We start from the raw sequence: 25,878 nt of genomic DNA, 5'->3' as shown, positions 1-25,878 counted from the left end.
GAAGCGTATTGAGGAATTGGAAAACTAATAAAAAACTTACTGACAACTTTCTGTCAGTAAGTTTTATTTTATTTTCTCCGATAATTCCTCTACAAATTCATAAGCCGCAGGGCAAGTCAAGGTGTTTTTTATGGTCAGATGATTGATTTGGTAAATCTTTTTTCTGTCAGTATGCGGAAACTTGCGACAAGCTTTGGGACGAACTTCGTAAATACTACAGAGATTATTAGTAGACAAAAAGGGACAAGGCATGGTCTGAAAAACTTTGTCGCCATCCTCGTCAATGCGCAGATAAGCAGTTTCAAAGTCGGGTAGTTTCATGTGCAAATGTTTAGCGACGCGCTCTATATCAGCCTCCGTCCATAGTGGTCCTAGGGTCTTGCAGCAGTTGGCGCAGAGAGTGCAATCGATTTTAAGGAAAACGTCATCATGCACAGATTGAGCGACACGGTCAAGATTCTTCGGTGGCTTTTTGGCAAGTCCAGTGAGAAATTTTTTGTGCGTTTTCTGTTTTTGCTGGGCGAGGTCGCGGTAATGAGCGATGTCAATTTCTTGGAATTTATGTTTCATTGCTCATATTCTAACAAAATTTTCAAGAATTTTCCTGCTTTTGATAAGCTTGAGCGACTTCATCTAAATAGCCTGCAAGCCCTGCCTGTTGGTCTTCCAGCATTTTACGATGAAAATCATCTGACAAGAAAAATGCTGTCTGTTTGACAAAGCTGTCAGCAGTATGAGGGAGCTGATAAGCTTTTTGAAAATCGAGATGTGCGCGTACAATTTCTGTCAGTTCTGACGGATGTCTGTCAGCGCGTAATGCTGTAATCACTTGCTGTGTAAAGCTTTGTGCTTCTTTTGTCAGTGAATTTTGACGGTCGCTATCCGCGACTTTGACCTGCGTCTGATAAACATTTTGTAAATATTCATTTTGCTCCTGTAAAGCATGATTCCATTCGTCAATTGTCTTAAAACCTTTGAATAGTGCGATTTCTGTCATTTTTTCTCCTTTAATTTCTGCGGAGATAGTTTCGTCAAGACTCGTAATCAAGGTCTGTAAGTACTGAATTTTTTCTGTCAGTAGTCGTCGCTGCGCGGTCAAATTTGACAGTCGCTGCTGAGGTGCTGACAGCATTTTCTGAATATCTGTCAGTGAAAAATCCAGTGCTTTGTAAAACAAAATTTCCTGTAAGCGCTGTAAATCTGCCTTATCATAAAGCCGATAACCTGCCTCAGAGCGTGTAGCTGGGACAAGCAAGCCAATCTTGTCATAATGGTGCAAAGCCTTGACGGTTACGCAAGAAAGCGCCGCAACCTGATGAACTGTATACATGAAATCTCCTTTCCTGATAGAACCATTATAAACTCTCCACCAAGGTCAGAGTCAAGTGCAAAATCATTTCACAGGAAAAGCGAACTTTTTCCCAAAAAACACAGTTAAAGCAGACAAAATCAGTAAGAGCATAGCAGCCCAACTGATGGACAAAGTGCCAAAGATTGAGATAAGTAAGCCGCCACTAAAAGCTCCAATCGAGATAGAACCTGAAAATGCAGTGACGACAAGCGCTTGCGCCATATCAGCATATTTGCCAGTTGCACGAATCGCTGAGTGGATAAATAAACTTGCCGAACTTCCGAAAACCAACCCCAAAGTCCACTAGCAAGAAAAATGATAAAAGGACTCTCTGTGAAAACTGACAATAGAAACATTGCGAATGCCAATCCAGAAGCTGAAAACAAAGTCAGACGACGTACGTAGCGATCAATGAGTGAGCCAACTAAAAGCACACTCAAAATAGAAGCCGCTCCAAAAGTAAACAAAATCAAACTTGTCCCAGAAGCTAAGTGAATCCGTCCGAGATAGTCCGTGATATAGGTGTAAACGATATTATGTGCCACCATATAAGTCGCAAGGGCGAAAAGAATAGGCTTAAATCCTCGAATAGCAAGTGTTTCTCCAATCTTGGACTGATGCTCAGGTTTACGCCCAGGGGCATCAATCAGGAAATGAAAATTCCACAAAAAATTAAGCAAAACAAGTCCTGCTGCGATCAAAAAGACCAACTGCCAGTCCAAAAGCTTGCCCAGTGCCGCCCCCATTGGAATCCCTAACGCTAAACCGACAGGATTTCCAGCCAAAGCGAGAGCCACAGCTTTTCCTTGACTGCTTTCTGGCGAAATACTAGAAGCGTAACCGCCAAGCAAAGGCCAAATCATCGCCGTCCCAAGCCCAGCAATGAAACGAATAAACATAGTCAAGGCAAAAAATGGCGAAAAAGCAGTCAATAAATCAGCGATAAAGACGATAGCGAGTGCCGTTTGCACCACACGTTTGCGTGACCAAGACGCAGTCCACCTGGCAAGAGGAATGGCGCCTAAAGCAGTCGCAAGTGCATAAATCGTAACGGTTTGCCCTGTCAAAGAAGCAGTAATGTGCAAGCTTCTTGACATCTCAGGAAGCAGTCCAGCAGGCAGTGCCTCTGTCAATAGCGAAACAAAGCCACTGAAAAACAAAGCGAAAAGTGAACCCTTAGGCAGTTTTTCTCTTGACACCCGGTTGGTAAGTTGTGAATGATTCATCTCATCTCCTTTTGAGTTGCGTTTTATGTGTTTTGCAACTTTCTGGAAATGATTATATCTTTTTGAGTTTCGTTTGTCAAGTTTTGCAACTTGTGCTATAATCAAAATTATGAATACACAAGACAAAATTTTACAAGTTGCAAAGCAGTTGGTAGCTCAAAAAGGGGCGAAAAGTGTGACAGTGACTGAGGTTGCGGAGCGTATTGGTGTGACGCATCAGGCGGCTTACAAGCATTTTAAAAGCAAAAAACAGTTGATGGAGCAACTGGCATTACTTTGGCTAGATGAAATCTTGCTTCCTGTGATTACTTTTGAAGGAAACAGTGTGCATGATTGGCTCTGGCTACTTGTTTCTTGCAAAAAAAGAGCTTACACAGAAGATAGAGAAATGTTTGAGCTTTATACGCACTATATTTCTACAAATCTCGCACTCGAAGACCAGCATAATCAACATCTGGCACAGTTATTGTGTGATTTTAGCTCAGAGAATGAAACGGAAGACTATCAAGCATTGATTCAGGCATTTATGGTTTTTCAACATCCGCAGTTTGCAAATCGTTGGGATGAACATTTTCAGGAAAATTTTGAAGCAGTGTGGAATTTGGTGGCGGATAAATTTGTCTGAAAGCTTAAAATGAAAGCGTGTACGCTTAAAAATAGTATTTAGCTATGTCTTATCTTGTTAAAAATGCGAAAAAGTGATAAAATTAACTAGAAAATTCGAAGATGAAAAGTAAAAATTTGCAGTTCATCTGATAGATAAATTCTTGCAGTGTGCAAGAGCTTGAAAGGAATCAAAAATGGCTCACATTAAATTTGACTATTCAAAACTCACACCATTTGTAGCTGAAAATGAACTTGACGAAATTCAATGGCAAATTGACGGCGCTGATAAATTGCTCCGCGAAGGAAAAGGTGCTGGTTCAGACTTCATCGGATGGCTTGACCTCCCAGAAGATTACGACAAAGAAGAGTTTGCTCGTATCCAAAAAGCAGCTCAAAAAATTCAATCTGACTCAGAAGTCCTCATTGTTATCGGTATCGGTGGTTCATACCTCGGTGCGCGTGCTGCGATTGACTTTTTGAATAACAGTTTTGTTAACTTGCAAACTGCTGAGGAACGCAAAGCACCACGTATTCTTTATGCAGGGAACTCTATCTCTTCATCATACTTGGCTGACCTTGTAGATTATGTTGCTGACAAAGATTTCTCTGTAAATGTTATCTCTAAATCAGGGACGACAACAGAACCAGCGATTGCTTTCCGTGTCTTCGAAGAAATGTTGGTTAAAAAATACGGTCGTGAAGAAGCAAACAAACGTATTTACGCAACAACTGATAAAGAAAAAGGTGCTGTAAAAGTTAATGCTGATGCTAATAACTGGGAAACTTTCGTTGTTCCAGATTCAGTTGGTGGACGCTTCTCAGTATTGACAGCTGTTGGACTTTTGCCAATCGCAGCTTCAGGTGCTGATATTACTGCTTTGATGGAAGGTGCTAACGCTGCACGTAAAGAATACACTTCTACAAACGTTCGTGAAAACGATGCTTATGCTTATGCTGCACTTCGTAACATCCTCTACCGTAAAGGTAAATTCTCAGAAATCTTGATTAACTACGAACCATCACTTCAATACTTCTCAGAATGGTGGAAACAATTAGCTGGTGAGTCTGAAGGGAAAGACCAAAAAGGAATTTACCCAACTTCAGCTAACTTCTCAACAGACCTTCACTCATTGGGTCAATGGATTCAAGAAGGAACACGTACTGTTTTTGAAACAGCTGTTCGTATTGAAAAACCACGTAAAAATATTAACATTCCTGAGCTTGATGTAGATTTGGATGGTTTAGGTTACTTGCAAGGCAAAGATGTTGACTTCGTTAATAAGAAAGCCGCTGATGGTGTATTGCTTGCTCACACTGATGGTAATGTACCAAACATGATTGTGACTTTGCCTGAACAAGATGCTTTCACGCTTGGATATGCCATTTACTTCTTCGAGCTTGCTATCGGTATTTCTGGCTACTTGAATGGTATTAATCCATTCAACCAACCAGGTGTTGAAGCCTACAAGAAAAATATGTTTGCGCTTCTTGGTAAACCAGGATTTGAAGAACTTGGAAAAGAATTGAACTCACGCCTTTAATTAAAGTGATTACTTCATCAGTGGGAGATTCTTTCTGTTAGTAGAACGAAAGCAAAGCTTGCCATTTCGCCTTATCGCTTCGCCTTTTGCTCTTACTGCTTTAGCAGTTAGCTTCGCATGACCATTGGCTGTAAGGCACTAAAGTGCCGATGAACATTTGTCCTCTATCTCTAGGTCACTAAAGTGACAAGAATAGAGGCAATCAAACGGACAGCGGAGCAACGAAGTTGCGTAGACCGTTCGCAGAACGGCGTGCGAAGCACGTAGCACCGTAGCGAGCATCGACAGCGTAGCCCGAAGGGCGGAGTAGCAGACACTTGCTTGGTTAAAAAAAGAGATTAAAACCGTACTGACAACTTTCTGTCAGTACGGTTTTTTGTGATAGTTACTGATAGTATTCTGTCAGTAAGTTTTTTATTTGATAGGGGGAATATCTGGTCGTATTTCAGTTGTCACGCCTACATTTGTCGCATAAACCCAGGAGTTCTTATCAAGATTTTCAAAATTTTTAGTACGCCCTGTGAGGATAACACCTGAAAATTTAGCAGTTTTAAGGGAAGGATATTTTTGACTTTGTTTTAGTACATCTTTTGTTAAATTGAAATTATTAATGATAAGTTGCTGAGATTGTGTAATGACTTGAAGATTTTTTATGAAGGAGGCATAACTTTTATCATCTAGTTTTCCATTTAGTTGTGAGTTACTGTTTGTTTTTGTAGGGCTACTGTTACTCATTAAACCATACCAGTTGCCCTGAGCCGCAACGATAGCAGATGTCGGATTGTTGTAGCCAATCCAGTACCAGTTGATGAGTAAATTTTTTGGAATCATCTTTTGAATATCGTTATAGCTGTAGGATTGATTGAAAGTTACAGCAACTTCTGCAACATGATTTGAGAGTTTTGAGATTTTATCGGCATCGTGAGTGGGAAGAATTCCTGTGTAATCTTTACTGTGATAGTCAACTTTCGTTGAGAAAAATGTTGCAATTTTTTGTCCAGTGTCCTGTGTGTAATAGCCGTTTTCACTATTAACAGGAGAGGAAAATGGAATACCTAGATTAGTTGTACCTAATGTGCCAAAACCGAAATTGTAAGAACGCCAAGGAACATGATAACCATCCACATCTTTGTAAGTATCAGAGTGGATATTAGAGCTGAATATACCGTAATCATCAATGATTTGGTTATTGGCAATAATATTTGGAGCGGAAGCTATAAAATAAGCAGAACTTTCGTTACTTGCGTTGAAATAAGCTTTTTCCATATAGTAGGAATTAATGTTCCAGACCAACGCTCCAACCATTGAAATAATTACTAAAGCAATCCATGCAGTGATTCCCCAGCGTTTCCATTTGGTTTTGTTGGCAAATGAAGTAAAATCTTTTCCCAGATTAGAGATAGGGTGAGACTGAGGCAACTTTTTGTGACGGATTTTTTTGATGGTATAGAGAATAAAGCGAACTACCCCGATGGCTAATGTAATGAGTAGGATGAGATAAAAGAAAATCATAATTGTACGCATTGATTTGAGTCCTTTTCATATTTAGGGTTACAAAGACCACTGGTCGTAACCTTCTTTTTCTAAAATTTTTTTAAGTTTTTTACGTGCGCGATAGAGGTCAATTTTAACTTTGCTTAGACTAATATCAAACATATCTGCAAGTTGTTTTGTAGAATAATTTTTATAATAATAAGCTGTCAGAAGCTGTTTTTGATAAGGGGGAAGTTGTTCAAGAAATGTGGGGAGAGGACTTGTTTCGATGAGAAATTCAGAAGTCATAACCTCAGTGCTTAATTGTTGAATGAGCGTTTGATAATGTTTGTTTCGGTTGTAAGTATTGATATATTTGCGAATGGCAACACGGTACATCCAAGCTCGAAGCTTATCAGGTGGGATAAAAATGTCTAGACTAATCATCTTTACTAGGGTATCTTGGACAGTATCTTGTGCATCTTCATAGTTACTTCCACGTGAGATGAGGTATTTAGTGATTTCCGTTGCATATTGATTGATATCAGTTTCATATTTTTTTAGATTCACTTTTTCCTCCTCTCACTTATATAACAAACGGGATTAAGTTTGGTTACAGTTTATTGTAACAAAAGGAGAGAATAGATTCAGTTTATATTAAGATTTTCTAGTTTTTAAAATTTATTTGTGCTACAATTGTAGATAAATTAAGAAAATTTGATAATTTAAGGGAATTTATGAAAGAATTTTGGAATTTAGATAAAAATTTGCAACTTCGCTTAGGAATTGTATTTTTAGGTGCCTTTTCTTATGGCACGGTTTTTTCGTCAATGACGATTTATTATAATCAACACTTAGGAAGTGCAATTACGGGATTTTGCTTGCTTTGTCTGCAGTCGCAACTTTCGTCGCTGGAATTTTGGCGGGTTATTTTGCAGATAGAAATGGTAGAAAACCTGTTATGGTTGTAGGGACAGCGATCCAGTTATTGGGAAGTGGATTGGCAATTTTTTCAAATCTGCCTTCTCATGTTAATGCTTGGACAACTTTTATTGCTTTTTTGATGATTAGTTTTGGTTATAATTTTGTGATTACAGCCGGAAATGCAATGATTATTGATGCATCAACGGCTGAAAATCGAAAAGTTGTTTTTATGTTGGATTATTGGGCGCAAAATTTGTCAGTTATTTTGGGGCAGCTCTTGGGCATGGCTATTCAAACCTGCGTTTGAAGCGCTTTTAGGAATTTTACTTGTGACAGTGTTGGTTTCGTTTTTCTTGACAACTTTTGTGATGACAGAAACATTCAAACCTTCGGTCAGCACTGACAAACCTCGTGAAAATATTTTGCAGGCTTATAAGACTGTCATTCGAGATAAAACATACATGATTTTTATGGCGGCAAACATTGGGACAACTTTTATCATTATGCAGTTTGATAATTTTTTACCCGTGCACTTATCAAATAGCTTTCAAATGGTGAAAATCTTAGGTTTTGAGATTTATGGACAGAGAATGTTGACGATTTTTTTGATTTTAGCTTGTGTCATGGTAGTTGTTTTAATGACAACAATGAATAAGTTGACAAAAGACTGGTCGCATCAAAAAGGCTTCGTATTAGGTAGTCTTTTTATGGCTGCAGGCATGATTTTTGCTTTTATGACAACGACATTTACTCCGATTTTTATTGCTGGGGTGATTTATACTCTTGGTGAAATTGTATATACACCTAGTGTTCAAACACTGGGTGCAGATTTGATGAATCCTGAGAAGATAGGCTCTTATAATGGAATTGGTGCAATTCGTACACCAATTGCTTCGATTTTAGCAGCTTTACTAGTATCAATTTCACCGATTATTAAAGCGAGTGGTGTTTCATTAATTTTAGCGTTTGTAGAGATTTTAGCCATTATTCTTGCTAGTATCGCTGTGTCACGTCATCAAAAAGAAACCCTGTCAGTATACTGACAGAGCTTGGAGAATAGAGTAAGTGAAAGATTTTTTTGAACTTAGTCGTAATATTAAACTTAGGATTATTATGACTTTTATCGGGGTACTGACCTTTTCCACGATTGGTAGCTCGATGACGATTTATTATAATCAGCATATGGGAGCAAGCCTGACAGGGATTTTACTTATCATCAGCTCAGTTTTGAGTTTTTTGGTTGGGATTTGGTCGGGACATTTTACAGATATTCATGGTCGGAAACCAACGATGATGATTGGTGCGTTGACTTCAACTTTTGGTGCAGCTTTAGCAACGTTTGCCAATTCTCCTGTGCTATTTAATCCTTGGTTGACTTTTGTTGGTTTAGTTGCATCAAGTTTTGGATGGGGATTCTTTAACTCTGGAGCGAGCGCGATGTTAGTTGATATTACAACAACAAAAACTCGGAAAGTCGTGTTTTCCCTTAATTACTGGGTACTCAATATCGGAGTAGCACTGGGGAGTGGAATTTCAGGGTGGCTTTTTCGTGACCATTTATTTATGCTTTTGTCAATTGTGGTTACGGGAGATGTCATCAATCTTTTGATTGTCAAATTTTTGATTGTAGAAACTTTTGATCCTGTCCATCACGCAGAACATCAACAGACAAACATTTTTAAAGCTTATTTACAAGTATCGAAAGATCGCACATTTATGCTGTATTTGCTTGCAACACTTTTTATTACTATGCTTTTCACACAGCCAGATTATTTTCTCCCCGTGCATTTGAGTGGAAATGCTTTTCATACGAGTCATATTTTTGGTGTAGAAATTTATGGACAACGGATGTTGACAATTATGGCAGTAACGAATACAATCTGCGTGGTACTTTTCATGTCTTTTTTCCGCAAACAAACCAATAAATGGTCAAATCGACGGGGGTTTGCGATTGGGGCAATCTTGATGGGATTGGGTTGGGCGATGGCAGTCTGGTCGAATAATGTGCTATTTGAATTTCTCGCAGCAGTACTCAATGTCGGTGGAGAATTAATTTTTGTTCCCTTTGAGCAATCTTTGCGTGCAGATATGATGAATCCTGAACAAATTGGAACTTATACAGGTGCTTTTTCGGCAATTCAGCCAATGGCGCAAGTTATTTGTGGTGCTTTAGTTTCATTTTCGCCTCTTTATGGCAGTATGGGGATGGGAATTATCTTATTAGTTGTAACTTCTCTTGGCGTCTTGCCTGGTCTAGTTTCCATCAGACGATATGAACGAGGTGCACGCTGACAGATTTTCTGCCAAGCTACTAACAAAATGGTAATAGGAGAATATGAAAGATTTTTTTAAACTGAATCGACAAATCCAACTTCGTATTTTAATGATGTTTGTTGGGGGACTGTGCTTTAGTACAGTAGGTGGTTCAATGACTATTTATTATAATGAGCATATGGGAGCAGGTATTACAGGGATTCTACTCATCATCTCAAATATCCTGACTTTTGTTGTGGGACTTTGGGCTGGACATTTATCAGACTTACGTGGACGTAGACCACTCATGCTTTTTGCCTGCTTAGTTACGACAATAGGTGGTTTGACAGCGACTTTTGCAAATTCACCCTGGTATTTCGACCCTTGGTTGACTTATATCGGCTTTTTGATTTTGTTTTTTGGTTATGGATTTTTTAATACGGCAGCAACTGCGATGATGGTTGATTTGACCACTTCGGATAATCGGCGAATGGTTTATAGTTTACAATACTGGGTAATTAATATGGCAATCTTGATTGGTTCGGCCCTATCAGGTTGGTTTTTCAGAGATTACTTATTTGAACTTTTGCTCGTTATTTCAATAGAAGAATTTTTGAGCTTTCTGGTGATTTATTTCTGGATTGGTGAATCTTTCCATCCTGAATTGGCAAAGAGAAAAGCAGAGAGCAATATTTTTAAAGCATATCAATGGGTAGCAAAAGATACAGCGTTTATGTGGTATTGTTTATCGGCGATTTTTACAGCAATGATTTTTAATCAGTTAGATAATTATTTACCAGTTCATTTATCAGACCACTTTGTGACAACGAGTATTTTTGGCATAGAAATTTACGGACAAAGAATGTTATCAATATTTTTGATTGTCAACACGCTTTTGATTGTATTATTTATCGGTGGGATTAATCGATGGACTAAAAATTGGCGACGTGAAACAGGAATTTTGGTTGGTCTAGTCTTACAAGGCAGCGGCTTCATCGTGGCATTTTTAGGAACGACTTTATCAGTTGAGCTTATTGCAACAGGTGTTGCAACTTTTGGTGAGATGATTGGTGTTGGCTTTATTCAAGCATATCGCGCCGACCTGATGGAGGGTGATTCAGCGGGAACTTATTCAGGTTTTTTCACAATTACACAACCTGTAGCTTCAGTATTATCAGGAGTTCTCGTTTCTTTTTCAGCAGTTTATGGCAATGTCGGCATGGCATTTTTCATGGTTCTTATCATTGTTTTCGCTGTTCTTCCTGCTATGCGCTCGATTAGGATTAAACAAGCAGTATGATAAGGAAAGTGTGCTGACAGGATTTCTGTCAGTAGCGGCTACGGTCCATTCAATGTAAAAAGCCAACAACGATTAACATTGTTCCATCACTTACGATTTTTACAGTCATCTCGCCTTGTATATCCGAGTTTAAGCAGTGATAGCGTAATGAAGTCAGGATATAAATTAGAAAAAATATATGTCATTAACGAATAGAGAATCTGTCAGAACGCTGACAGATTTACTCTTTTTCTGTTATAATTGATTCCATGAGAGTTGTTTCAGGAAACTATGGCGGACGTCCGCTAAAAACATTGGCAGGCAAAACAACACGCCCAACTACTGACAAAGTTAAAGGCGCTATTTTTAATATGATTGGTCCATATTTTGACGGTGGACGTGTGTTAGATTTATTTGCAGGCTCAGGCTCCTTATCTATTGAAGCGGTTTCACGAGGAATGGATTTCGCAGTGATGGTGGAAAAAGATAGATTAGCGCAAGCAGTGATTTTGGAAAATATCAAAATGACGAAAGATGCAGAAAAGTTTCAACTGTTGAAAATGCCAGCTGACAGAAGTTTGTCAGTGCTGACAGAACCATTTGATTTGATTTTGCTTGACCCGCCCTATGCTAAAGAGCAGATTGTCAAAAATCTGGAGTACTTACAAGAACAAAGATTGCTGACAGAACACTGTATTGTTGTTTGTGAAACTGACAAAACTGTAGAATTACCTGACAAAATTGCACAATTAGAACTAACGAAGCAAAAAGTTTATGGTATTTCAAAAATATCTATTTATGAGTTTTAAATTATCACGCACTAATCTCTACTTTCGTTCTACTAACATTGGTGGGGAGAAAGAATCCCTCATCAATGAAGTAATCACTTTAAAAACAATGAAAATTTTGAATGATGGCTTGAAAGTATTTGCCATTTTAACTTATAGTTTAGGTGTTATATTGATTTTAGCACTTCTTTTTGGAAGTTTCTTTGCCTCACATAAGGTAATTCAATCCATGATTCCAGCATCTGATTTTGGTAGCTTACTTGCTCTTGTATCGATTCTTGGATTCCCGATGAGTGTAGTCTGTCCATTCTTTGCTATGGTCGTGATAGATGGAAATAAACCTTACGCCGCACTCAAGGTGCTTTTATCATTTAGCCCAGTATTTCTCTGCATTATTGTTGCCCTAATCACTCAATTTTATAGAATTACATGAGGAAAATCATGAGCCAAAAAATCGGACTATTCACAGGTACATTTGACCCTCTGACCAATGGACATTTGGATATCATCAAGCGGGCAAGTAAGCATTTTGATAAACTTTATGTTGGCATTTTCAAAAATGACCAAAAACATCCACTTTTTTTAACAAATGAACGTGTAAAAATGCTGACAGAAAGCCTGTCAGCACTGACAGAAATAAAAAATGTTGAAGTCATTACTCATGAAAGAGATTTGACAGTCAATATTGCTAAAAACCTTGGTGTAACAGCGCTTGTACGCTCAGTTAGAAATACTCAAGACCTTGAGTATGAAAAAAATATGTTTTATTTTAATCATGAGATGACAGGAATAGAAACAATTTTATTTATAGCGAAGCCATCGCTTGAACCATTGAATTCTACTAGAATGCGAGAACTTTACAGCTTTGGGCAGGATGTTAGTCAGTGGGTTCCAGAAAATGTCGCGCGTGAATTAAGGAAACGAAATGAAGAAAGCAAATAATAAAAAACAAAGCAAAATAATCAAATGGTCACTTGTTATTGCAGTAGTTGTAATTGCTGTAATTGCGCTCATCTATCCAACAAGCTACTACCTTGAGGTACCTGGTACGACCGAACCTTTAGGCAAAATGGTTCAAGTGGAGGGCAAGAAAGATGAGCATAAAGGAGACTTCTTTTTAACTACAGTTCAGATTGCTCAAGCCAATGTAGCAATGATGATTTATAGCCATTTTAACAGTTTTGCAACAATTTATAGTGAGCAGCAAATGACAGGTGGATTAAATAGTGAACAATTTAACCTCGTCAATCAATTTTATATGCAAACCGCACAAAATACCGCGGTTTATCAAGCTTTTAAATTAGCAGATAAACCTTATGAATTAAAATACGATGGCGTTTATGTTTTACAAATTGCCAAAAATTCAACGTTTAAAAATAAACTTCAACTCGCAGACACAGTCACCGCAGTAAATGGTCAACATTTCAAATCAAGCACTGAAATGATTGATTACGTCTCAAAACAAAAAGTAGGTGATTCAGTAACCATAGAGTACACAAGGATTGACGGAAGTAAACATAAGTCCACAGGAAAATACATCAAGCTCGAAAATGGAAAAACTGGAATAGGAATAAGTCTGACAGATCACACAGAAGTAGTCACCAATCCGAAAGTCACGATTAATGCAGGCAGTATTGGTGGACCAAGTGCTGGGATGATGTTCACACTCGAGATTTATAGTCAGCTTACAGGGAAAAATCTTCGTCAAGGACGAGAAATTGCGGGTACAGGAACCATTGAGCATGATGGCAGTATCGGCCAAATCGGTGGTGTAGATAAAAAAGTTGCCACGGCGAGCAAAGAAGGAGCAGACGTCTTTATTGTGCCAGACTCAGGCACGAAGAAAAACAGTAGTAATAACTACCTTGCAGCCAAAGCAGCAGCCAAAAAACTCAACACCAAAATGAAAATCATACCAGTAAAAACAATTCATGATGCACTTGATTATCTAGAAACTGGGAAAATAAATGATTAAAAAATTCAGCTTATAAGCTGAATTTTTTATTTTTGGATGATGGGAATAACAAGTGAGTATTTTGTAATAATCACATCCATAATAATGAATGCAAAGAAACAAAAAAATCTTTTTTTCATATTATTAACTCCTTATGGTTGTTTTGAAATAATGATATAATATAAAAAGATAATTTGTAGAATTTTTGGAATATTTGGTAAAGTGAGTAAAAATGGACGAAAAAAAAGATTTAAAGTTAGGCAAAATTATATCAATGTTGAGAAGAGCAAAAAGTCTAAAACTCAGAGAAGTCACGCAGGGATGCTTTTCTGAGTCGCTACTTGCTAGATTTGAAAAAGGTGAGTCTGATATTACTGTTGAGAAATTTTTTGTTATATTAAAAAATTCAAATATTTATTTGGATGAATTTCAAAGTATTTATAATGACTATAGCATGGATGAGGAGGAGAAATTTAGAACAGATTTGGCGAACGCATATTCTAAGCGAGATATAGTTAAAATAAAAGAAATATTAAAGTTTTGGGAAAGCAAAGTCCAAGAAAAACCATCTGTCAAATATTTTAAAATAAATGAAACAGTAATTCGGATAATTCTCGTAATGGCTCAGAACTCAGTTGTTCTAAAAAAAGATGTGGATTTTTTGATGAATCATTTAGAACAAGTTACCGAGTGGGGACGTTATGAACTATGGATTTTTTCAAACTGCTTAAGATTTTTTGATGATAATTCTCTGAAATATTATGGGAAGTATATTTTAGGGAAAACAAACTTTTATCAATCCATACATCTCAATCAACAACTCGTTATTAGAACATTTTTAAATATCATTGATACATTTTTACGACGAGGAGATCTGATTTTTGCGCTTAAATATATTAATTATCTTGAATCTATAAACATTCAAATTGATTTCTTTTATGAAAAAATAATTCTTAATTATCACAAAGCTCACTATAGGGTATTGCAAAAACAGAAAAGTGCAGTCAATGATATGAGAAAATGTGTTGAGACCTTAGAATATTATGGGTACAAAGAAGAAGCAAAAATACTTTACGAAGAAATCGAAAATTTGTAAGCGCTTTGGTATATATTCCAAAAACTAAATGAACCTTCATTTAAAGTGATAGACTATCATTAACAAATACAAAGGAGGTTCATATCATGGACTACTCACAAATTTCAGGAGTAAAAGCTCCAAAATACGCACTTCTTGCAGTAGCAGCTCTTGCAGCAGGATTATTCTTTGCTACTCCAGAACTCAAAGCAAGCGCAGATACTGTTACAACACCAGTTGCCATCGCACCATTGACACAAGTAATGGACGATGGTGGAGGAACATATGCCTATGTAGGAAATGGATTGTATTATAATACGGTTTCTGGAGGATATTATAAGCTTGTCAACGGACAATTTAAGTTTTATGCTGATTATCTTGCCTAGGAGGTGCTGAGAAATGAAAAAACAAATAAATTTTTTATGGCTAGGATTGAGCATTTTACTCTATCTGATAAGTTTTGTTTTACCCTACTACAAACCCTTTAAGATAACCTCTTGGACGGAGGCGGCGACTCATGGAAATATAGATCTATATAATGCAGCCACTGGTTTTACTAAGGTGATAGAACATACTAAAACGACTATTTTTTTTCTCGTTTTGTTAGTTGCTTACTTTGTCTTACGAAAAAGTCTGAGGAAATTAGCAATTATTTCAGGGACAGTAGCGATTTTGACGATATTCTATCTTGTCTTGGGCTATATTATGATTAGAAATTTCCAAGAAACAGGATTTTTGGGTGGTATAACTTCTCCTAGTGTTGTACCAATTGTAATGAATTGGGGATTCTATGCTTTTGCACTTGCAAGTGTTATGCTAATTAGTTGGTTGATCAGAGATATGTTTATTAATCACAGTTCTGATAGAGAGGGCAAAAATGTAAAGAGAGTGATTAAACTAAAAGTGCAACCTTAACAAATACAAAGGAGGTTCATATCATGGACTACTCACAAATTTCAGGAACAAAAGCTCCAAAATATGCACTTCTTGCAGTAGCAGCTCTTGCAGCAGGATTATTCTTTGCTACTCCAGAACTCAAAGCAAGTGCAGATACTGTTACAACACCAGTTGCCATCGCACCATTGACACAAGTGATGGACGATGGTGGAGGAGTATATGTAGGTGAAATTATTCTTCGTTCTGATGGATTTTATTATAAAGTTATTGCGATTACTTCAGCATATGTTGAATATCAAACGAATATAATAGAAAATACATTTACGTATATTACTAGAATTCATGAGGTTAGAAGATGGTAGGAGACAATAAGGTCTTAAAATCCAAAAGAATCTTTTCGATGGGAAAAATTAGATTGAATAAAGGAGATGTTGCATTCCTCTTTTTCGTTTTAATTTATACCATCGGTTCATTATTTCCGTATTTTACAGATGCGGTTCAAGGAGCAGGAAACTCTAATATCTTTACAATTCTTTTTGTAGGAATTGCTTATTTGAGAAGTCAGATTTCTTTAGTTGCGTTTATTGTATTGGGTATGGTTTTTCCCTTTATCAAACGAAATAAAAAAATATCTCGTATTATATCGATTATATTGTTTATGGCAACACTAGATTTAGCCACACTGATGATATTACCGATGTTTTTGTACTCAAGTGCAGGATTAGAAAATGCAAAAATAATCTTGAAAGTAGCAAGTGTAGGTTACTGGATTCCAACAATAGTTAGTATTATAATTTCAGTTTGGGCTATTTTTGTAGCTTTTACTCCCAAAAATAAAAAACATAAAGATACAGTAGATTTGTAGTACACTCTTATATTTACTGTATCCAATTAATTTATTCAAAGTAACAATGGAGTAAATTATAACATATAGAAAAATAAGGAAAATTAATGAAACAAATACAAAAAAATATTTCTTTAGTTACATTGAGTGTATTGTATCTATTCGCGCTATTTTTACCATATTTACGTCCCATTCATCCGATAATCGCAGTTAGCGGAAAGATAAGTCTTGGTATTGAGCGACACAATAACACGACAGTATTTAACCATTTGCTTTTCCATGGAGTTGCTTTGGGTATATTTATTGCTTTGTTTGTCCTTTATTTTGTTGTGAGAAATAGGACGAAAAAGCTATCCTACATCATTGGAGGAGCTTTAGCACTTAGTGCATTCTATCTCGGTGGTGGATATCTTTTTAAAAACTTATCCGAAGGATTGGTTGGACTTGAGGTAATCAAGTTTATGCTTAGCGATATGCTCTACTGGGGTTACTATGTGTTTGCCGTTGTTAATATCTTCTTGATTGCTTGGATTATTCGAGATATTACTCGCAATAGGAGAAACTATGCTTTAAGGTAGTTTCTTTTTATTCTTGTGTATTTAAAACCCGCCTGTGACTAAACAGACGGGTTTAACATATTATTATCATCCTTCACTAAAGGATTCAAACATCAAAATTGATTCAACAAAAGTTGTTTAAGTTCATCAATTCGAGGTTGACGAGGGTTAGCAGGCGTACATTGGTCATCATAAACCAAGTTTGCAAGTTTGTCGAGTTGACTTTCAAGTTGTTCTTTCTTCACACCATTGCCTGAAAGCGTCACGTCAATATCAACTGCATCTGTAAGTTCATGGATTTTAGCAATCAAAGCATCCACCAATTCAGCATCATCTTTACCAGTCAAGCCGATATAACGTGCAATTTCGGCGTAATCTTCCTGAGCACGGTAAGTTTCATAGCGTGGGAATGGTGTACGCTTAACGTTACCAGTTACAGCATTAAACTTGATGACATGTGGCATTGCGATCGCAATCGCAAGACCGTGTGGCAAGTGGAATTCACCACCAGTTTTGTGAGCAAGTGAGTGATTGATACCGAGGAAAGCTTGAGCAAAAGCCATACCAGCGATAGTCGCCGCATTGTGCATATTTTCGCGAGCAACTTGACCTTCTTTAGACGGATGACTTGGATCATATTTGTAAGAAGTTTCCAAGTTTTCAAAAATCAACTTAATCGCACGCAATGAATAAGGTTTAGTATAGTCAGAAGCCATAACAGAAACATAAGATTCAAGAGCGTGAGAGAGTGCATCTATACCAGACCAAGCTACAGTACGTTTTGGTACAGTCATAACAAACTCAGGGTCAACAATGGCTACTTGAGGTGTCAATTGGTAGTCGGCGAGTGGGTATTTTACATGAGTCTCATCGTCAGTGATAACGGCAAATGGAGTTACCTCAGAACCTGTACCAGATGTTGTAGGGATACATACCATCTGAGTTTGACGTTGGTTATAGAATTTTACAACACGTTTACGAATATCCATGAATTTTTGAGCTAATTCTTCAAAGAGATGTTTCAACGCTTTATCATCAGCTAAATCAACTTCTCCACGATGTGAATACTCATAAATCAAACGACCAATTTTTGCAGCATCAAGGGCAGAACCACCACCGATTGCGATGACCGTGTCAGGGTGGAACTCATTCATTTGACGAGCAATCGCGATAGCTTCCGATAGAGTTGGGTCAGGTTGAACAGAACCATAGATACTTGTTTGTACTTGAGTTGTACGAACTGCAAGTTGTTCCAACACCTTATCAACAAAACCAAATTTTACCATACCTGGGTCAGCTACGATAAAGGCTTTATGCACGTGTGGTAAATCTTGCAAGTAAGAAATAGAATTTTTTTCGTAGTAGATTTCTTTTGGCAAACGAACCCATTGTGGGCGATTACGACGTTTTGCCACTGTTTTAATATTCAATAGATCATATGTGCTCAAATTATGTGAGAGCGAATTTTTCCCCCAAGAACCAGTACCAAGTGTCAACGATGGACGCATTGCGTCAGTATAAATATCCCCAACACCGCCGATTGAATCAGGTTGATTGACTAAGATACGAGAAGCTTCGACTTTTTCACCAAATTCTTTAACAAATGGATCATCCATTGCGCCGATTTGGATAGCGGCATTATGCCCAGCACCTTGATAGTGCAGAAGACTACGGACAATTTCGATTCCTTCTTCACGTGAATTTGATTTATAAATAGAAAGCAATGGGCTTAGTTTTTCAGATGAAAGTGCCTCACCAATGTTTTTCTTGTCGAGTTCAAAGAGTAAAACATCTTTATCAGTAGGCACTTTTACACCCGCCTGTTCAGCAATCCATTGACCTGAACGACCGGCAACGGGTCCAGTTACTCCCCAGCCTTCACCACCACGTTGAACAAAAACAAATGATTCAATAGCTTTGTAATCTTTTTTAGGCACCATATAAGCACCCTGAGTTTGCATTTTAGCAACAAATTCATCGTAGATTTCAGCTGCGATAACAGCAGAATTTTCAGTTGCACAAATCATCCCATTATCAAAACGTTTAGACATGAGTAAGTCTTCAACCGCGCGTTCAACATTAGCTGTAGCATCAATATAGACTGCACCATTACCAGCACCAACGCCGAGTGAAGGATTACCAGATTTGAGTGCAGCATTGACCATACCTGGTCCGCCAGTAGCAAGGATAGATGCAATACCATGATTTTGAATCAAGGCAGTTGTATTGTCAAGACTAGGTTTTTCTACCCATTGGATAAAGTTTTCAGGAGCTCCGGCTGCAACAGCAGCATCGTATACAATCTTAGCAGCATGACTTGAACATCCTTGAGCTTGTGGATGGAAAGCAAAAACAATAGCGTTACGTGTTTTCGCTGCCAATAATGATTTAAAGATTGCAGTAGAAGTTGGATTGGTAGTTGGAACAATACCTGCCAAGACTCCAAGAGGACTTGCAATTTCAACACTACCTGCAACCTTGTTTTCACCAATCACACCGACCGTTTTGTCGTTCTTGATAGAGTGATAAACTGATTCAGAAGCAAAACGATTCTTAGTGTCTTTATCCTCAACCACACCGCGTCCTGTTTCGTTTACAGCTTCATGAGCAAGCTCCAATGAGTGTTCGCTTGCAGCTAGTGCCATAGCGGCCACAATTGTGTCAACTTGTTCTTGAGTATAACCTTCAAATTTTAGTACAGCTTCGTGAGCTTTTTTGACAAGACCGTCAGTATATTTTACGGCTTGAGCCATTTTTTCTTCAGCAGTCAGCTCAGTTTTTTCTTTTGGCATAAGTAAATAGATTCTCCTTTGTGATTTTTTTCACTTACCATTACGTGAATATTTTAACAAACATTTATTCCCATGTCAAGTAATATTGTGATGACTTTTACAATTTTTATTAAATTAAAAAATCAGATAAATTAGATAGCGCTTACATTAAGGCGTAAAAATATTGTCAAATCCATGATTTTAAAGATTTGACAATATTTTTTACGTTCAATTATTTTGTTTTATAAGGGAAGGACACAAGTTGCTTCAGGGGCATAAAAATCTTTTTGCTCTAAAGTCAATTTACCAGTTGATTTATCACGAGCAAATAAAGTTAAATTATCTGAATTTTGGTGAGCAACGATAATAAAGTCTTCGGTTTTGTTAAAGTTAAAGTCACGTGGAATATTTCCTTCAGTTGGTACCCATCCTATGATTTCAAGTTTTGTACCAAGAGGGCTAACTTGATAAATTGCTAAGGAATCATTTCCACGATTAGAAACATAGAGGAACTTTCCATCAGAAGAAATGCGAATAGCAGCTACGCCATTGAAGCCTTCATGACTTTCAGGGAGAGTAGTGATTGTTTGGACACGAGCAAATCGTCCTTTTTCTTCATTGTAGCTCAAAACCTCAACTGTTGAGTTTAATTCGCCAGCTAAGTAAGCAATTTTTCCATTTGGGTGGAAAGTTAAATGACGTGCTCCCATTCCTTTTTCAGCACGATAAATCGTTACAATATTCAGTTTTCCTTCGCCGATTACATCGTATACTGTCACCTCATCAGTACCTAAATCACAAGTGACTAATCGACCATCGGGAGTTAAGTCAGCATAATGGACATGGGCAGCATTTTGTTCAGGGCGAGGTCCAGAGCCCTCATGCTTAACAGTATCGGTCAGTTTAAGAGAACCATCGAGTTGAATTTTGTAAACGCGTATTTCACCAAGATGATAATTTGCACCATATACTAATTGTCTTGCTTCATCAACGGCGACGTAGCAAAGTGGAGCGCCTGTACTTGTTACGTTATTGATATGTTTGGCTGTTTTTCCATCAAAATCAAATGCAGCAACTCCTCCACCATTTCCATCTGCAGCACAGGTATAAAGATGATTATGCTCATCAATGGTAATGTAAGTAGGGTTTTGCACAGTAGCCACTTCATTCAAATCTGATAATTGAGCACTTTTAGTATCCAATATCACACTGTAAACCCTTTAGATACACGTTTGGTGTAACCACCTAGAAGAATTTTTTCTTTCATCGTTTCTCCTTATCTCACTTTTAAGTTCATACCATCATTTTATCATAAATAAGCGTTTACAGCGAAATTATTTAATTTTTTTCTTAGAAAAAATTCTAAATATGAATAGAGTCAGGATATAAAAAGTTAGAGAGATAAAACTTATTGAAATTCGACTTGCAAAATATTCTATAAGAGTGTATAATAAGTGAGTTGCAGTGCAACCATTTCGCATTTTGATTGGACATTGTCGTAGTGCGCATAGTGTAGCGGCACTGGTTGACGGTCAAAAGAGGATAAAACTATTTTAAAAGGAGACAGTAAAATGTCAGTTATTTCAATGAAACAACTTCTTGAAGCTGGTGTGCATTTTGGACACCAAACTCGTCGTTGGAACCCTAAAATGAAACCATACATCTTCACAGAACGTAATGGTATTCATGTTATCGACCTTCAAAAAACTGTAAAACTTGTTGACGATGCTTACAATTATGTAAAAAACGCTTCACAAGAAGGTGCAGTAGTTCTTTTTGTTGGTACTAAAAAGCAAGCTGCTGAAGCAGTTAAAGAAGAAGCACTTCGTGCTGGTCAATACTACGTAAACCATCGTTGGTTAGGCGGTATGCTCACTAACTGGAATACTATCCAAACACGTGTGTCACGCCTTAAAGAAATCAACAAAATGGAAGAAGAAGGAACTTTCGAAGTTTTACCCAAGAAAGAAGTAGTTCTTCTTAATAAAGAGCGTGAACGTCTTGAAAAATTCATTGGTGGTATCGCTGATATGCCTCGTATTCCAGATGTACTGTATATTGTTGACCCACATGCTGAACAAATCGCAGTTAAAGAAGCTAAAACTTTGGGGATTCCAGTTGTAGCTATGGTTGATACAAATGCTGATCCAGAACCAATTGATGTAGTTATCCCTGCAAATGATGATGCTATCCGTGCGGTTAAATTGATTACGGCTAAAATGGCAGACGCTATTATTGAAGGTCGTCAAGGTGAAGATGCAGCAGAAGAATTTGTAGCAGATGAAGCAGCTTCAGAAGAATCACTTGAAGAGCTTGCTGAAATTGTTGAAGGCAAATGATTCAAAATTTTAAACTTATAAGTTAAGTAATTAATAACAGGCGAGGCCTTACGCCTCGTCTGTTTTTTAAAATAAACATCCTGTCTATAAGGCAGAAAATAAAATATAGGAGATTTACAAAATGGCAGTAACAGCAGCTCAAGTTAAAGAATTGCGTGAAAAGACTGGTGCAGGAATCATGGATGCTAAACGTGCACTTGTAGAAACTGATGGAAACATGGAAGCGGCAGCAGAACTTCTTCGTGAAAAAGGTATCGCTAAAGCGGCTAAAAAAGCTGATCGTGTAGCAGCAGAAGGACTCACTGGGATTGCCGTAGATGGAAATGTTGCAGCTCTTGTGGAGCTTAACTCAGAAACAGACTTTGTTGCGAAAAACGATCAATTTGTTGCTTTAGTTAAAGAGACTGCAGAGCTTATTGCTGCGAATAAACCAGCAAACAATGAAGAAGCCCTTGCTATTAAAACAGCTTCAGGTGCGACACTTGAAGAATCTCTTGTTCAAGCAACAGCAACAATTGGAGAAAAAATTACTTTCCGTCGTTTTGTGGTTGTTGAAAAAACAGATGCTCAATACTTTGGTGCTTACCAACATAACGGTGGAAAAATTGGAGTTATTACAGTTATTGAAGGTGGAGATGCCGCGCTTGCGAAATCAGTATCAATGCATGTAGCAGCAATGAATCCAACCGTTCTTTCATACGAAGAATTAGATGCTCAATTTATTCATGATGAAACAGCTCAACTTATCCACAAAATTGAACAAGATAATGAGAGTCGCGCATTGGTTAATAAGCCAGCATTGCCATTCCCTAAATTCGGTTCTAAATTACAAATTACTCCTGAAGCAATTGCGACAGCTGAAGTAGAAATCAAAGAAGAACTTAAAGCCGAAGGTAAACCGGAAAAAATTTGGGATAAAATTCTCCCAGGCAAGATGGCTAAATTCCTTGAAGACAACACTAAAGTTGACCAACAATACACACTCCTTGCTCAGCTCTATATCATGGATGACAGCATGACTGTTGAAAAATTCCTTGACTCTAAAGGTGCCAAAGCAATCAGCTTTACACGTTTTGAAGTTGGTGAAGGAATTGAAAAAGCAGAGACAGACTTTGCAGCAGAAGTTGAAGCAGCTAAAGCTGGCCTTTAATTTGAAAATGAAAAGTAACTCGAGTGAGTTGCTTTTTTTGTGTACCAATTTTATTAAAGTATTTTTTAACCAAATAGGTCCAAAAAATAGTGTAATTCTTCTTGCAATATGCTATAATTATATTTGAGATTTTCTATCTAATGAAATCTGTAACCTGTAAAGTAATTAAAAATTTTTTGGAGTAAAGCATGTCAAGTACTGTCATTATCCTTATCGTTGTCTTAGTAGTTATCGTTGTTGGCTTTTATATTTTCGCAATTTTGATGCGGAAGAAAACAGAAGATCGTATTTTAGCCATGGAAGAAAGAAAAGAAACGCTTTTCGATCTTCCGGTTCAAGAAGAGATAGATTCAGTTAAAAAAATGCATCTTGTCGGACAGTCACAAACGATCTTCCGAGAATGGAATCAAAAATGGATTGATTTGTCATCAAATTCTTTTGCTGACCTTGAAAATCACATCTTTGAGGCAGAACAACTTAATGATTCTTTCCATTTTTTCCGTGCACGTGAATCAGTTGCAGATAGTGAAGCGCAAATTGAACTGATGGAAGAAGAAGTAGAATCCATTCGCCAAGGTGTGGCACAATTAACGGAGCAAGAAAAAAGGAATTCTAATAAAATTCAAGAATCTCTGGATCTGTACGATAGTTTACGAAATGATATTACTGATAATGCAGATTTGTATGGAACGGTTATTCATGAGCTTGAGAAACATTTGACTAATATTGAAGCAGAGTTTTCTCAATTTGTGACTTTGAACTCTACAGGAGACCCTATTGAGGCAGCTGAGGTTCTGGAAACAGCAGAAGAACATACTATTGCTTTGAGAGCAATTACTGAGCAGATTCCTGAATTTATCGAAAAAATTGAAAAAGATATTCCTAAGCAGCTTGCTGATCTCAAAGAAGCGAGCGATAAATTTATAGAAGAAGAGTACATCCTTCCCGAAAGTGTTGATATTGAGGAAAAGATGGCAGATATTCAAGAACATCTTGATGATACACGAAATCTTTTGGAACAATTTGAACTTGATCGTGTAGAAACTGAGCTTGTTTCCATTCAAGACAAAATCGAGAGTCTATATGCTATATTTGATAAGGAATATGGTGCGCGCAGAAATGTTGAAAAGCGTTCGGCTGTGCTCAAAGAATATATTGAACATATTCGTTCAAACAATAAAAACTTACTTCTTGAAATTGACCATATTACACAATCATACATCCTTTCTGGAAATGAAAAAGGTTATGTCCGAGGTTATCAAGAACACTTAGAAACATTAGAAGTTGATGCCGACGATATATTAAAAGCTATTGAGGAAAAAGCTCTTCCTTACTCTGTACTTTCGCGTAGAGTAAATTCCATTGTTAATGCATTAGAAGAAATGGAAAAGAATCAAATAAAAATCAATAATACTTTAACAGGGTTGAAAGATGAAGAAAGGGCTGCACAAGAAATTGCTGAAAAGTTTGATTCGGAACTCAGGACAATAAAACGATATGTTGAGAAGAGAAATCTTCCAGGTCTACCTAAAGACTATTTGGATTTGTTCTTCATGACAGGTGACCGTATTCAAAATCTCTTTAAAGAGTTAGGACGTGTCAGAATTAACATAGATACAATTAATCATCTAGTTGATGTCAGTACAGAAGATATGCATGTTTTGAAAGAAGCAACAAATAATCTTACAGACCATGCAGTGTTGGCAGAACAACTTATTCAATACGCCAACCGTTATAAGGCTTCAAATGAACAGGTCGCTTCAGGAATCTCACGAGCTCTCCAATTATTTGAACGCGATCGAGACTACAATGCTTCATTTGATGAAATATCGAAAACATTAGAGCTTGTGGAACCAGGAGCAGCTTCGAGAATTTCAGGAGTATATTTTAAAGATAAAGCTAAACCAGATTATTTATGATTTTTAAAAAGACGAGAGCACTCTCGTCTTTTTATTTTTGTTTTCTAGACGTAATAATTTGCATATTATTGGCAGTAAAAGAAAAATAGACCTATAATAGAATTAAAATTGAAAGGAGTGATAAAACTTTGAAAGGATATCAATATCATGTTCATTTATCATTCTCCTCCGAGCATCTAAAAGATAAAAATACGTTAGTAAAAAATAAATAGGAGAAAGTGTGTTTGCCACAAAAAGATAAAATAAATTTTGACCAAGCCTTTTCAAGACTTAAACCAATTGTCTTAAAAGCAATGAAACAACTTCGAGTTCGCTCTTGGACATATGACGATTATCTTCAAGAAGGAATGATAGTTCTGTATCACTTACTTGAATCAAGTGTGGGATTCGAGGGACTACCAGTGAAATTCAAAGTCCAATATCACCAACGTTTGATAGATGAAATCCGTCATAGCCAAGCGAAAAAACGAGGTTTTGACCAACTAGGAGCGGTAGATATCTATGAGTATTCGGATGTCATTTCGTCACACGGAGAGACTCCAGAGAGTGCCCTTGTATTTAATCACCTTCTAGCAGAGGTGTATGAGTGCCTTCGTCCTCATTACCAAGAGCTTCTCGTCCGCCAAATGCGAGGAGAAGAACTGACTCGTATGGAGCGCTATCGGCTCAAAGAAAAAATTAAATCTATTCTTTTTGATTTAGATGACTCGGAAGAATAAAAAGGAAGTCCCCTGCTAGATACAGGGGCTTCTTTTTTGGGTTCATTTCCCATTCAGTTTATGTCCACGATAAAAAATGGGAGTAGGGTAGGAGTAAAAATCGAACAAAGTAAAAAAAATCGGAGAAAGGAGTGATAAAATAATTGACAAAGGGTGTGTAGTTTGATAGAATATAATAGTTGTCGCGAGAGAGGGAAGCCACTCAAGCGTTT

Annotated in this window: 26 protein-coding genes and 1 pseudogene; 20 read left to right on the top strand and 7 right to left on the bottom strand. The window is 37.2% G+C overall.

Going from position 1 to position 25,878, the window contains the following annotated elements; all coding sequences use genetic code 11:
- Positions 1-63 precede the first annotated feature (63 nt).
- The 3 genes from FLP15_RS01530 to FLP15_RS01520 all read right to left on the bottom strand — a co-directional run bounded on the left by FLP15_RS01530 (position 64) and on the right by FLP15_RS01520 (position 2,577).
- Positions 64-570: a YkgJ family cysteine cluster protein gene (locus FLP15_RS01530; RefSeq protein WP_142765733.1), complete on the bottom strand. Its 507-nt coding sequence runs from the start codon at positions 568-570 to the stop codon at positions 64-66.
- Positions 571-592: 22 nt separating this feature from the next.
- Positions 593-1,330: a MerR family transcriptional regulator gene (locus FLP15_RS01525; protein ID WP_142765732.1), complete on the bottom strand. Its 738-nt coding sequence runs from the start codon at positions 1,328-1,330 to the stop codon at positions 593-595.
- A gap of 119 nt (positions 1,331-1,449) precedes the next feature.
- A complete protein-coding gene (locus FLP15_RS01520) occupies positions 1,450-2,577 on the bottom strand; it encodes an MFS transporter (protein ID WP_142765731.1) in 1,128 nt (375 codons plus the stop codon).
- A 109-nt stretch (positions 2,578-2,686) separates the two neighbouring features.
- Between FLP15_RS01520 and FLP15_RS01515 the strand changes: the two genes are divergently transcribed.
- Together FLP15_RS01515 and FLP15_RS01510 are read left to right on the top strand one after the other, a co-directional pair.
- Positions 2,687-3,202, top strand: coding sequence for a TetR/AcrR family transcriptional regulator (locus tag FLP15_RS01515; protein ID WP_142765730.1), 516 nt, complete (start codon positions 2,687-2,689; stop codon positions 3,200-3,202).
- Positions 3,203-3,377: 175 nt separating this feature from the next.
- Positions 3,378-4,724 carry a glucose-6-phosphate isomerase gene (locus FLP15_RS01510; RefSeq protein ID WP_142765729.1) on the top strand — a complete coding sequence of 449 codons (1,347 nt, stop codon included), beginning with the start codon at positions 3,378-3,380 and terminating at the stop codon, positions 4,722-4,724.
- A 414-nt stretch (positions 4,725-5,138) separates the two neighbouring features.
- Here FLP15_RS01510 and FLP15_RS01505 read toward each other — a convergent pair whose 3' ends face one another.
- The gene (locus FLP15_RS01505) at positions 5,139-6,248 is read right to left on the bottom strand and encodes an anti-sigma factor (RefSeq protein WP_142765728.1); all 1,110 of its coding nucleotides are present in this window, start codon (positions 6,246-6,248) and stop codon (positions 5,139-5,141) included.
- A gap of 27 nt (positions 6,249-6,275) precedes the next feature.
- Complete coding sequence (locus tag FLP15_RS01500) at positions 6,276-6,767, bottom strand: RNA polymerase sigma factor (protein WP_142765727.1); 492 nt, start codon at positions 6,765-6,767, stop codon at positions 6,276-6,278.
- A 307-nt stretch (positions 6,768-7,074) separates the two neighbouring features.
- On the opposite strand from FLP15_RS01500, the gene FLP15_RS13520 reads away from it, so the two are divergent.
- The 14 genes from FLP15_RS13520 (at position 7,075) to FLP15_RS01435 (ending at position 16,789) form a co-directional block, all read left to right on the top strand.
- Positions 7,075-7,428, top strand: coding sequence for an MFS transporter (locus FLP15_RS13520; RefSeq protein WP_280954080.1), 354 nt, complete (start codon positions 7,075-7,077; stop codon positions 7,426-7,428).
- A gap of 22 nt (positions 7,429-7,450) precedes the next feature.
- Positions 7,451-8,164 carry an MFS transporter gene (locus tag FLP15_RS01495; protein ID WP_342588731.1) on the top strand — a complete coding sequence of 238 codons (714 nt, stop codon included), beginning with the start codon at positions 7,451-7,453 and terminating at the stop codon, positions 8,162-8,164.
- Positions 8,165-8,186: 22 nt separating this feature from the next.
- Positions 8,187-9,413: an MDR family MFS transporter gene (locus FLP15_RS01490; protein WP_142765726.1), complete on the top strand. Its 1,227-nt coding sequence runs from the start codon at positions 8,187-8,189 to the stop codon at positions 9,411-9,413.
- Between the two features lie 43 nt (positions 9,414-9,456).
- Positions 9,457-10,674 carry an MDR family MFS transporter gene (locus FLP15_RS01485; RefSeq protein ID WP_142765725.1) on the top strand — a complete coding sequence of 406 codons (1,218 nt, stop codon included), beginning with the start codon at positions 9,457-9,459 and terminating at the stop codon, positions 10,672-10,674.
- Positions 10,675-10,922: 248 nt separating this feature from the next.
- The gene (gene rsmD / locus FLP15_RS01480) at positions 10,923-11,462 is read left to right on the top strand and encodes a 16S rRNA (guanine(966)-N(2))-methyltransferase RsmD (protein WP_142765724.1); all 540 of its coding nucleotides are present in this window, start codon (positions 10,923-10,925) and stop codon (positions 11,460-11,462) included.
- Positions 11,452-11,874 carry a hypothetical protein gene (locus FLP15_RS01475; protein WP_142765723.1) on the top strand — a complete coding sequence of 141 codons (423 nt, stop codon included), beginning with the start codon at positions 11,452-11,454 and terminating at the stop codon, positions 11,872-11,874. The genes rsmD and FLP15_RS01475 overlap by 11 nt, the downstream gene beginning before the upstream one ends.
- A gap of 8 nt (positions 11,875-11,882) precedes the next feature.
- Entirely contained in the window at positions 11,883-12,383 is a 501-nt protein-coding gene (gene coaD, locus FLP15_RS01470; RefSeq protein ID WP_142765722.1) for a pantetheine-phosphate adenylyltransferase, read from the top strand.
- Positions 12,367-13,416, top strand: coding sequence for a SepM family pheromone-processing serine protease (locus tag FLP15_RS01465; protein WP_142765721.1), 1,050 nt, complete (start codon positions 12,367-12,369; stop codon positions 13,414-13,416). The genes coaD and FLP15_RS01465 overlap by 17 nt, the downstream gene beginning before the upstream one ends.
- A 211-nt stretch (positions 13,417-13,627) precedes the next feature.
- Positions 13,628-14,491 carry an Rgg family transcriptional regulator gene (locus tag FLP15_RS01460; protein WP_142765720.1) on the top strand — a complete coding sequence of 288 codons (864 nt, stop codon included), beginning with the start codon at positions 13,628-13,630 and terminating at the stop codon, positions 14,489-14,491.
- An 86-nt stretch (positions 14,492-14,577) separates the two neighbouring features.
- Positions 14,578-14,856, top strand: a complete 279-nt coding sequence (locus tag FLP15_RS01455; protein ID WP_142765719.1) for a hypothetical protein — start codon at positions 14,578-14,580, stop codon at positions 14,854-14,856.
- Between the two features lie 13 nt (positions 14,857-14,869).
- Positions 14,870-15,385 carry a hypothetical protein gene (locus tag FLP15_RS01450; protein ID WP_142765718.1) on the top strand — a complete coding sequence of 172 codons (516 nt, stop codon included), beginning with the start codon at positions 14,870-14,872 and terminating at the stop codon, positions 15,383-15,385.
- Between the two features lie 23 nt (positions 15,386-15,408).
- Complete coding sequence (locus FLP15_RS01445) at positions 15,409-15,729, top strand: hypothetical protein (protein ID WP_142765717.1); 321 nt, start codon at positions 15,409-15,411, stop codon at positions 15,727-15,729.
- The gene (locus FLP15_RS01440) at positions 15,723-16,232 is read left to right on the top strand and encodes an LTA synthase family protein (protein WP_142765716.1); all 510 of its coding nucleotides are present in this window, start codon (positions 15,723-15,725) and stop codon (positions 16,230-16,232) included. Before FLP15_RS01445 ends, FLP15_RS01440 begins: the two co-directional genes overlap by 7 nt.
- An 86-nt stretch (positions 16,233-16,318) precedes the next feature.
- Entirely contained in the window at positions 16,319-16,789 is a 471-nt protein-coding gene (locus FLP15_RS01435; protein ID WP_142765715.1) for a hypothetical protein, read from the top strand.
- Between the two features lie 92 nt (positions 16,790-16,881).
- On the opposite strand, the gene adhE is transcribed toward FLP15_RS01435, so the two are convergent.
- Together adhE and FLP15_RS01425 are read right to left on the bottom strand one after the other, a co-directional pair.
- Positions 16,882-19,560, bottom strand: a complete 2,679-nt coding sequence (gene adhE / locus FLP15_RS01430; RefSeq protein WP_142765714.1) for a bifunctional acetaldehyde-CoA/alcohol dehydrogenase — start codon at positions 19,558-19,560, stop codon at positions 16,882-16,884.
- Between the two features lie 221 nt (positions 19,561-19,781).
- Positions 19,782-20,806: pseudogene (locus FLP15_RS01425) on the bottom strand (lactonase family protein).
- 304 nt (positions 20,807-21,110) lie between these two features.
- Here FLP15_RS01425 and rpsB point away from each other — a divergent pair.
- The 4 genes from rpsB (at position 21,111) to FLP15_RS01405 (ending at position 25,666) form a co-directional block, all read left to right on the top strand.
- Positions 21,111-21,878 (top strand): 30S ribosomal protein S2, encoded by a 768-nt coding sequence (gene rpsB / locus FLP15_RS01420; protein WP_120772611.1) that lies wholly within the window; start codon positions 21,111-21,113, stop codon positions 21,876-21,878.
- A gap of 121 nt (positions 21,879-21,999) precedes the next feature.
- Positions 22,000-23,028, top strand: coding sequence for a translation elongation factor Ts (tsf, locus tag FLP15_RS01415; RefSeq protein ID WP_142765713.1), 1,029 nt, complete (start codon positions 22,000-22,002; stop codon positions 23,026-23,028).
- 188 nt (positions 23,029-23,216) lie between these two features.
- Positions 23,217-24,947 carry a septation ring formation regulator EzrA gene (gene ezrA, locus FLP15_RS01410; protein WP_142765712.1) on the top strand — a complete coding sequence of 577 codons (1,731 nt, stop codon included), beginning with the start codon at positions 23,217-23,219 and terminating at the stop codon, positions 24,945-24,947.
- A gap of 224 nt (positions 24,948-25,171) precedes the next feature.
- Positions 25,172-25,666: a sigma-70 RNA polymerase sigma factor region 4 domain-containing protein gene (locus tag FLP15_RS01405; RefSeq protein ID WP_142765711.1), complete on the top strand. Its 495-nt coding sequence runs from the start codon at positions 25,172-25,174 to the stop codon at positions 25,664-25,666.
- Positions 25,667-25,878 lie beyond the last annotated feature (212 nt).

It is taken from the genome of Lactococcus protaetiae, assembly GCF_006965445.1.
In the GTDB taxonomy this organism is placed as follows: domain Bacteria; phylum Bacillota; class Bacilli; order Lactobacillales; family Streptococcaceae; genus Lactococcus; species Lactococcus protaetiae.
The sequence above is the reverse complement of the archived record's forward strand: the minus strand, read 5'-3'. Positions and strand labels throughout refer to the sequence as shown.

What these genes read in the sequence shown, in the direction of transcription:
- FLP15_RS01530 (WP_142765733.1), bottom strand. Translation starts at nt 570, where the DNA reads ATGAAACATAAATTCCAAGAAATTGACATCGCTCATTACCGCGACCTC.
- FLP15_RS01525 (WP_142765732.1), bottom strand. Translation starts at nt 1,330, where the DNA reads ATGTATACAGTTCATCAGGTTGCGGCGCTTTCTTGCGTAACCGTCAAG.
- FLP15_RS01520 (WP_142765731.1), bottom strand. Translation starts at nt 2,577, where the DNA reads ATGAATCATTCACAACTTACCAACCGGGTGTCAAGAGAAAAACTGCCT.
- FLP15_RS01515 (WP_142765730.1), top strand. Translation starts at nt 2,687, where the DNA reads ATGAATACACAAGACAAAATTTTACAAGTTGCAAAGCAGTTGGTAGCT.
- FLP15_RS01510 (WP_142765729.1), top strand. Translation starts at nt 3,378, where the DNA reads ATGGCTCACATTAAATTTGACTATTCAAAACTCACACCATTTGTAGCT.
- FLP15_RS01505 (WP_142765728.1), bottom strand. Translation starts at nt 6,248, where the DNA reads ATGCGTACAATTATGATTTTCTTTTATCTCATCCTACTCATTACATTA.
- FLP15_RS01485 (WP_142765725.1), top strand. Translation starts at nt 9,457, where the DNA reads ATGAAAGATTTTTTTAAACTGAATCGACAAATCCAACTTCGTATTTTA.
- rsmD (WP_142765724.1), top strand. Translation starts at nt 10,923, where the DNA reads ATGAGAGTTGTTTCAGGAAACTATGGCGGACGTCCGCTAAAAACATTG.
- FLP15_RS01475 (WP_142765723.1), top strand. Translation starts at nt 11,452, where the DNA reads ATGAGTTTTAAATTATCACGCACTAATCTCTACTTTCGTTCTACTAAC.
- coaD (WP_142765722.1), top strand. Translation starts at nt 11,883, where the DNA reads ATGAGCCAAAAAATCGGACTATTCACAGGTACATTTGACCCTCTGACC.
- FLP15_RS01465 (WP_142765721.1), top strand. Translation starts at nt 12,367, where the DNA reads ATGAAGAAAGCAAATAATAAAAAACAAAGCAAAATAATCAAATGGTCA.
- FLP15_RS01460 (WP_142765720.1), top strand. Translation starts at nt 13,628, where the DNA reads ATGGACGAAAAAAAAGATTTAAAGTTAGGCAAAATTATATCAATGTTG.
- FLP15_RS01455 (WP_142765719.1), top strand. Translation starts at nt 14,578, where the DNA reads ATGGACTACTCACAAATTTCAGGAGTAAAAGCTCCAAAATACGCACTT.
- FLP15_RS01450 (WP_142765718.1), top strand. Translation starts at nt 14,870, where the DNA reads ATGAAAAAACAAATAAATTTTTTATGGCTAGGATTGAGCATTTTACTC.
- FLP15_RS01445 (WP_142765717.1), top strand. Translation starts at nt 15,409, where the DNA reads ATGGACTACTCACAAATTTCAGGAACAAAAGCTCCAAAATATGCACTT.
- FLP15_RS01440 (WP_142765716.1), top strand. Translation starts at nt 15,723, where the DNA reads ATGGTAGGAGACAATAAGGTCTTAAAATCCAAAAGAATCTTTTCGATG.
- FLP15_RS01435 (WP_142765715.1), top strand. Translation starts at nt 16,319, where the DNA reads ATGAAACAAATACAAAAAAATATTTCTTTAGTTACATTGAGTGTATTG.
- adhE (WP_142765714.1), bottom strand. Translation starts at nt 19,560, where the DNA reads ATGCCAAAAGAAAAAACTGAGCTGACTGCTGAAGAAAAAATGGCTCAA.
- rpsB (WP_120772611.1), top strand. Translation starts at nt 21,111, where the DNA reads ATGTCAGTTATTTCAATGAAACAACTTCTTGAAGCTGGTGTGCATTTT.
- tsf (WP_142765713.1), top strand. Translation starts at nt 22,000, where the DNA reads ATGGCAGTAACAGCAGCTCAAGTTAAAGAATTGCGTGAAAAGACTGGT.
- ezrA (WP_142765712.1), top strand. Translation starts at nt 23,217, where the DNA reads ATGTCAAGTACTGTCATTATCCTTATCGTTGTCTTAGTAGTTATCGTT.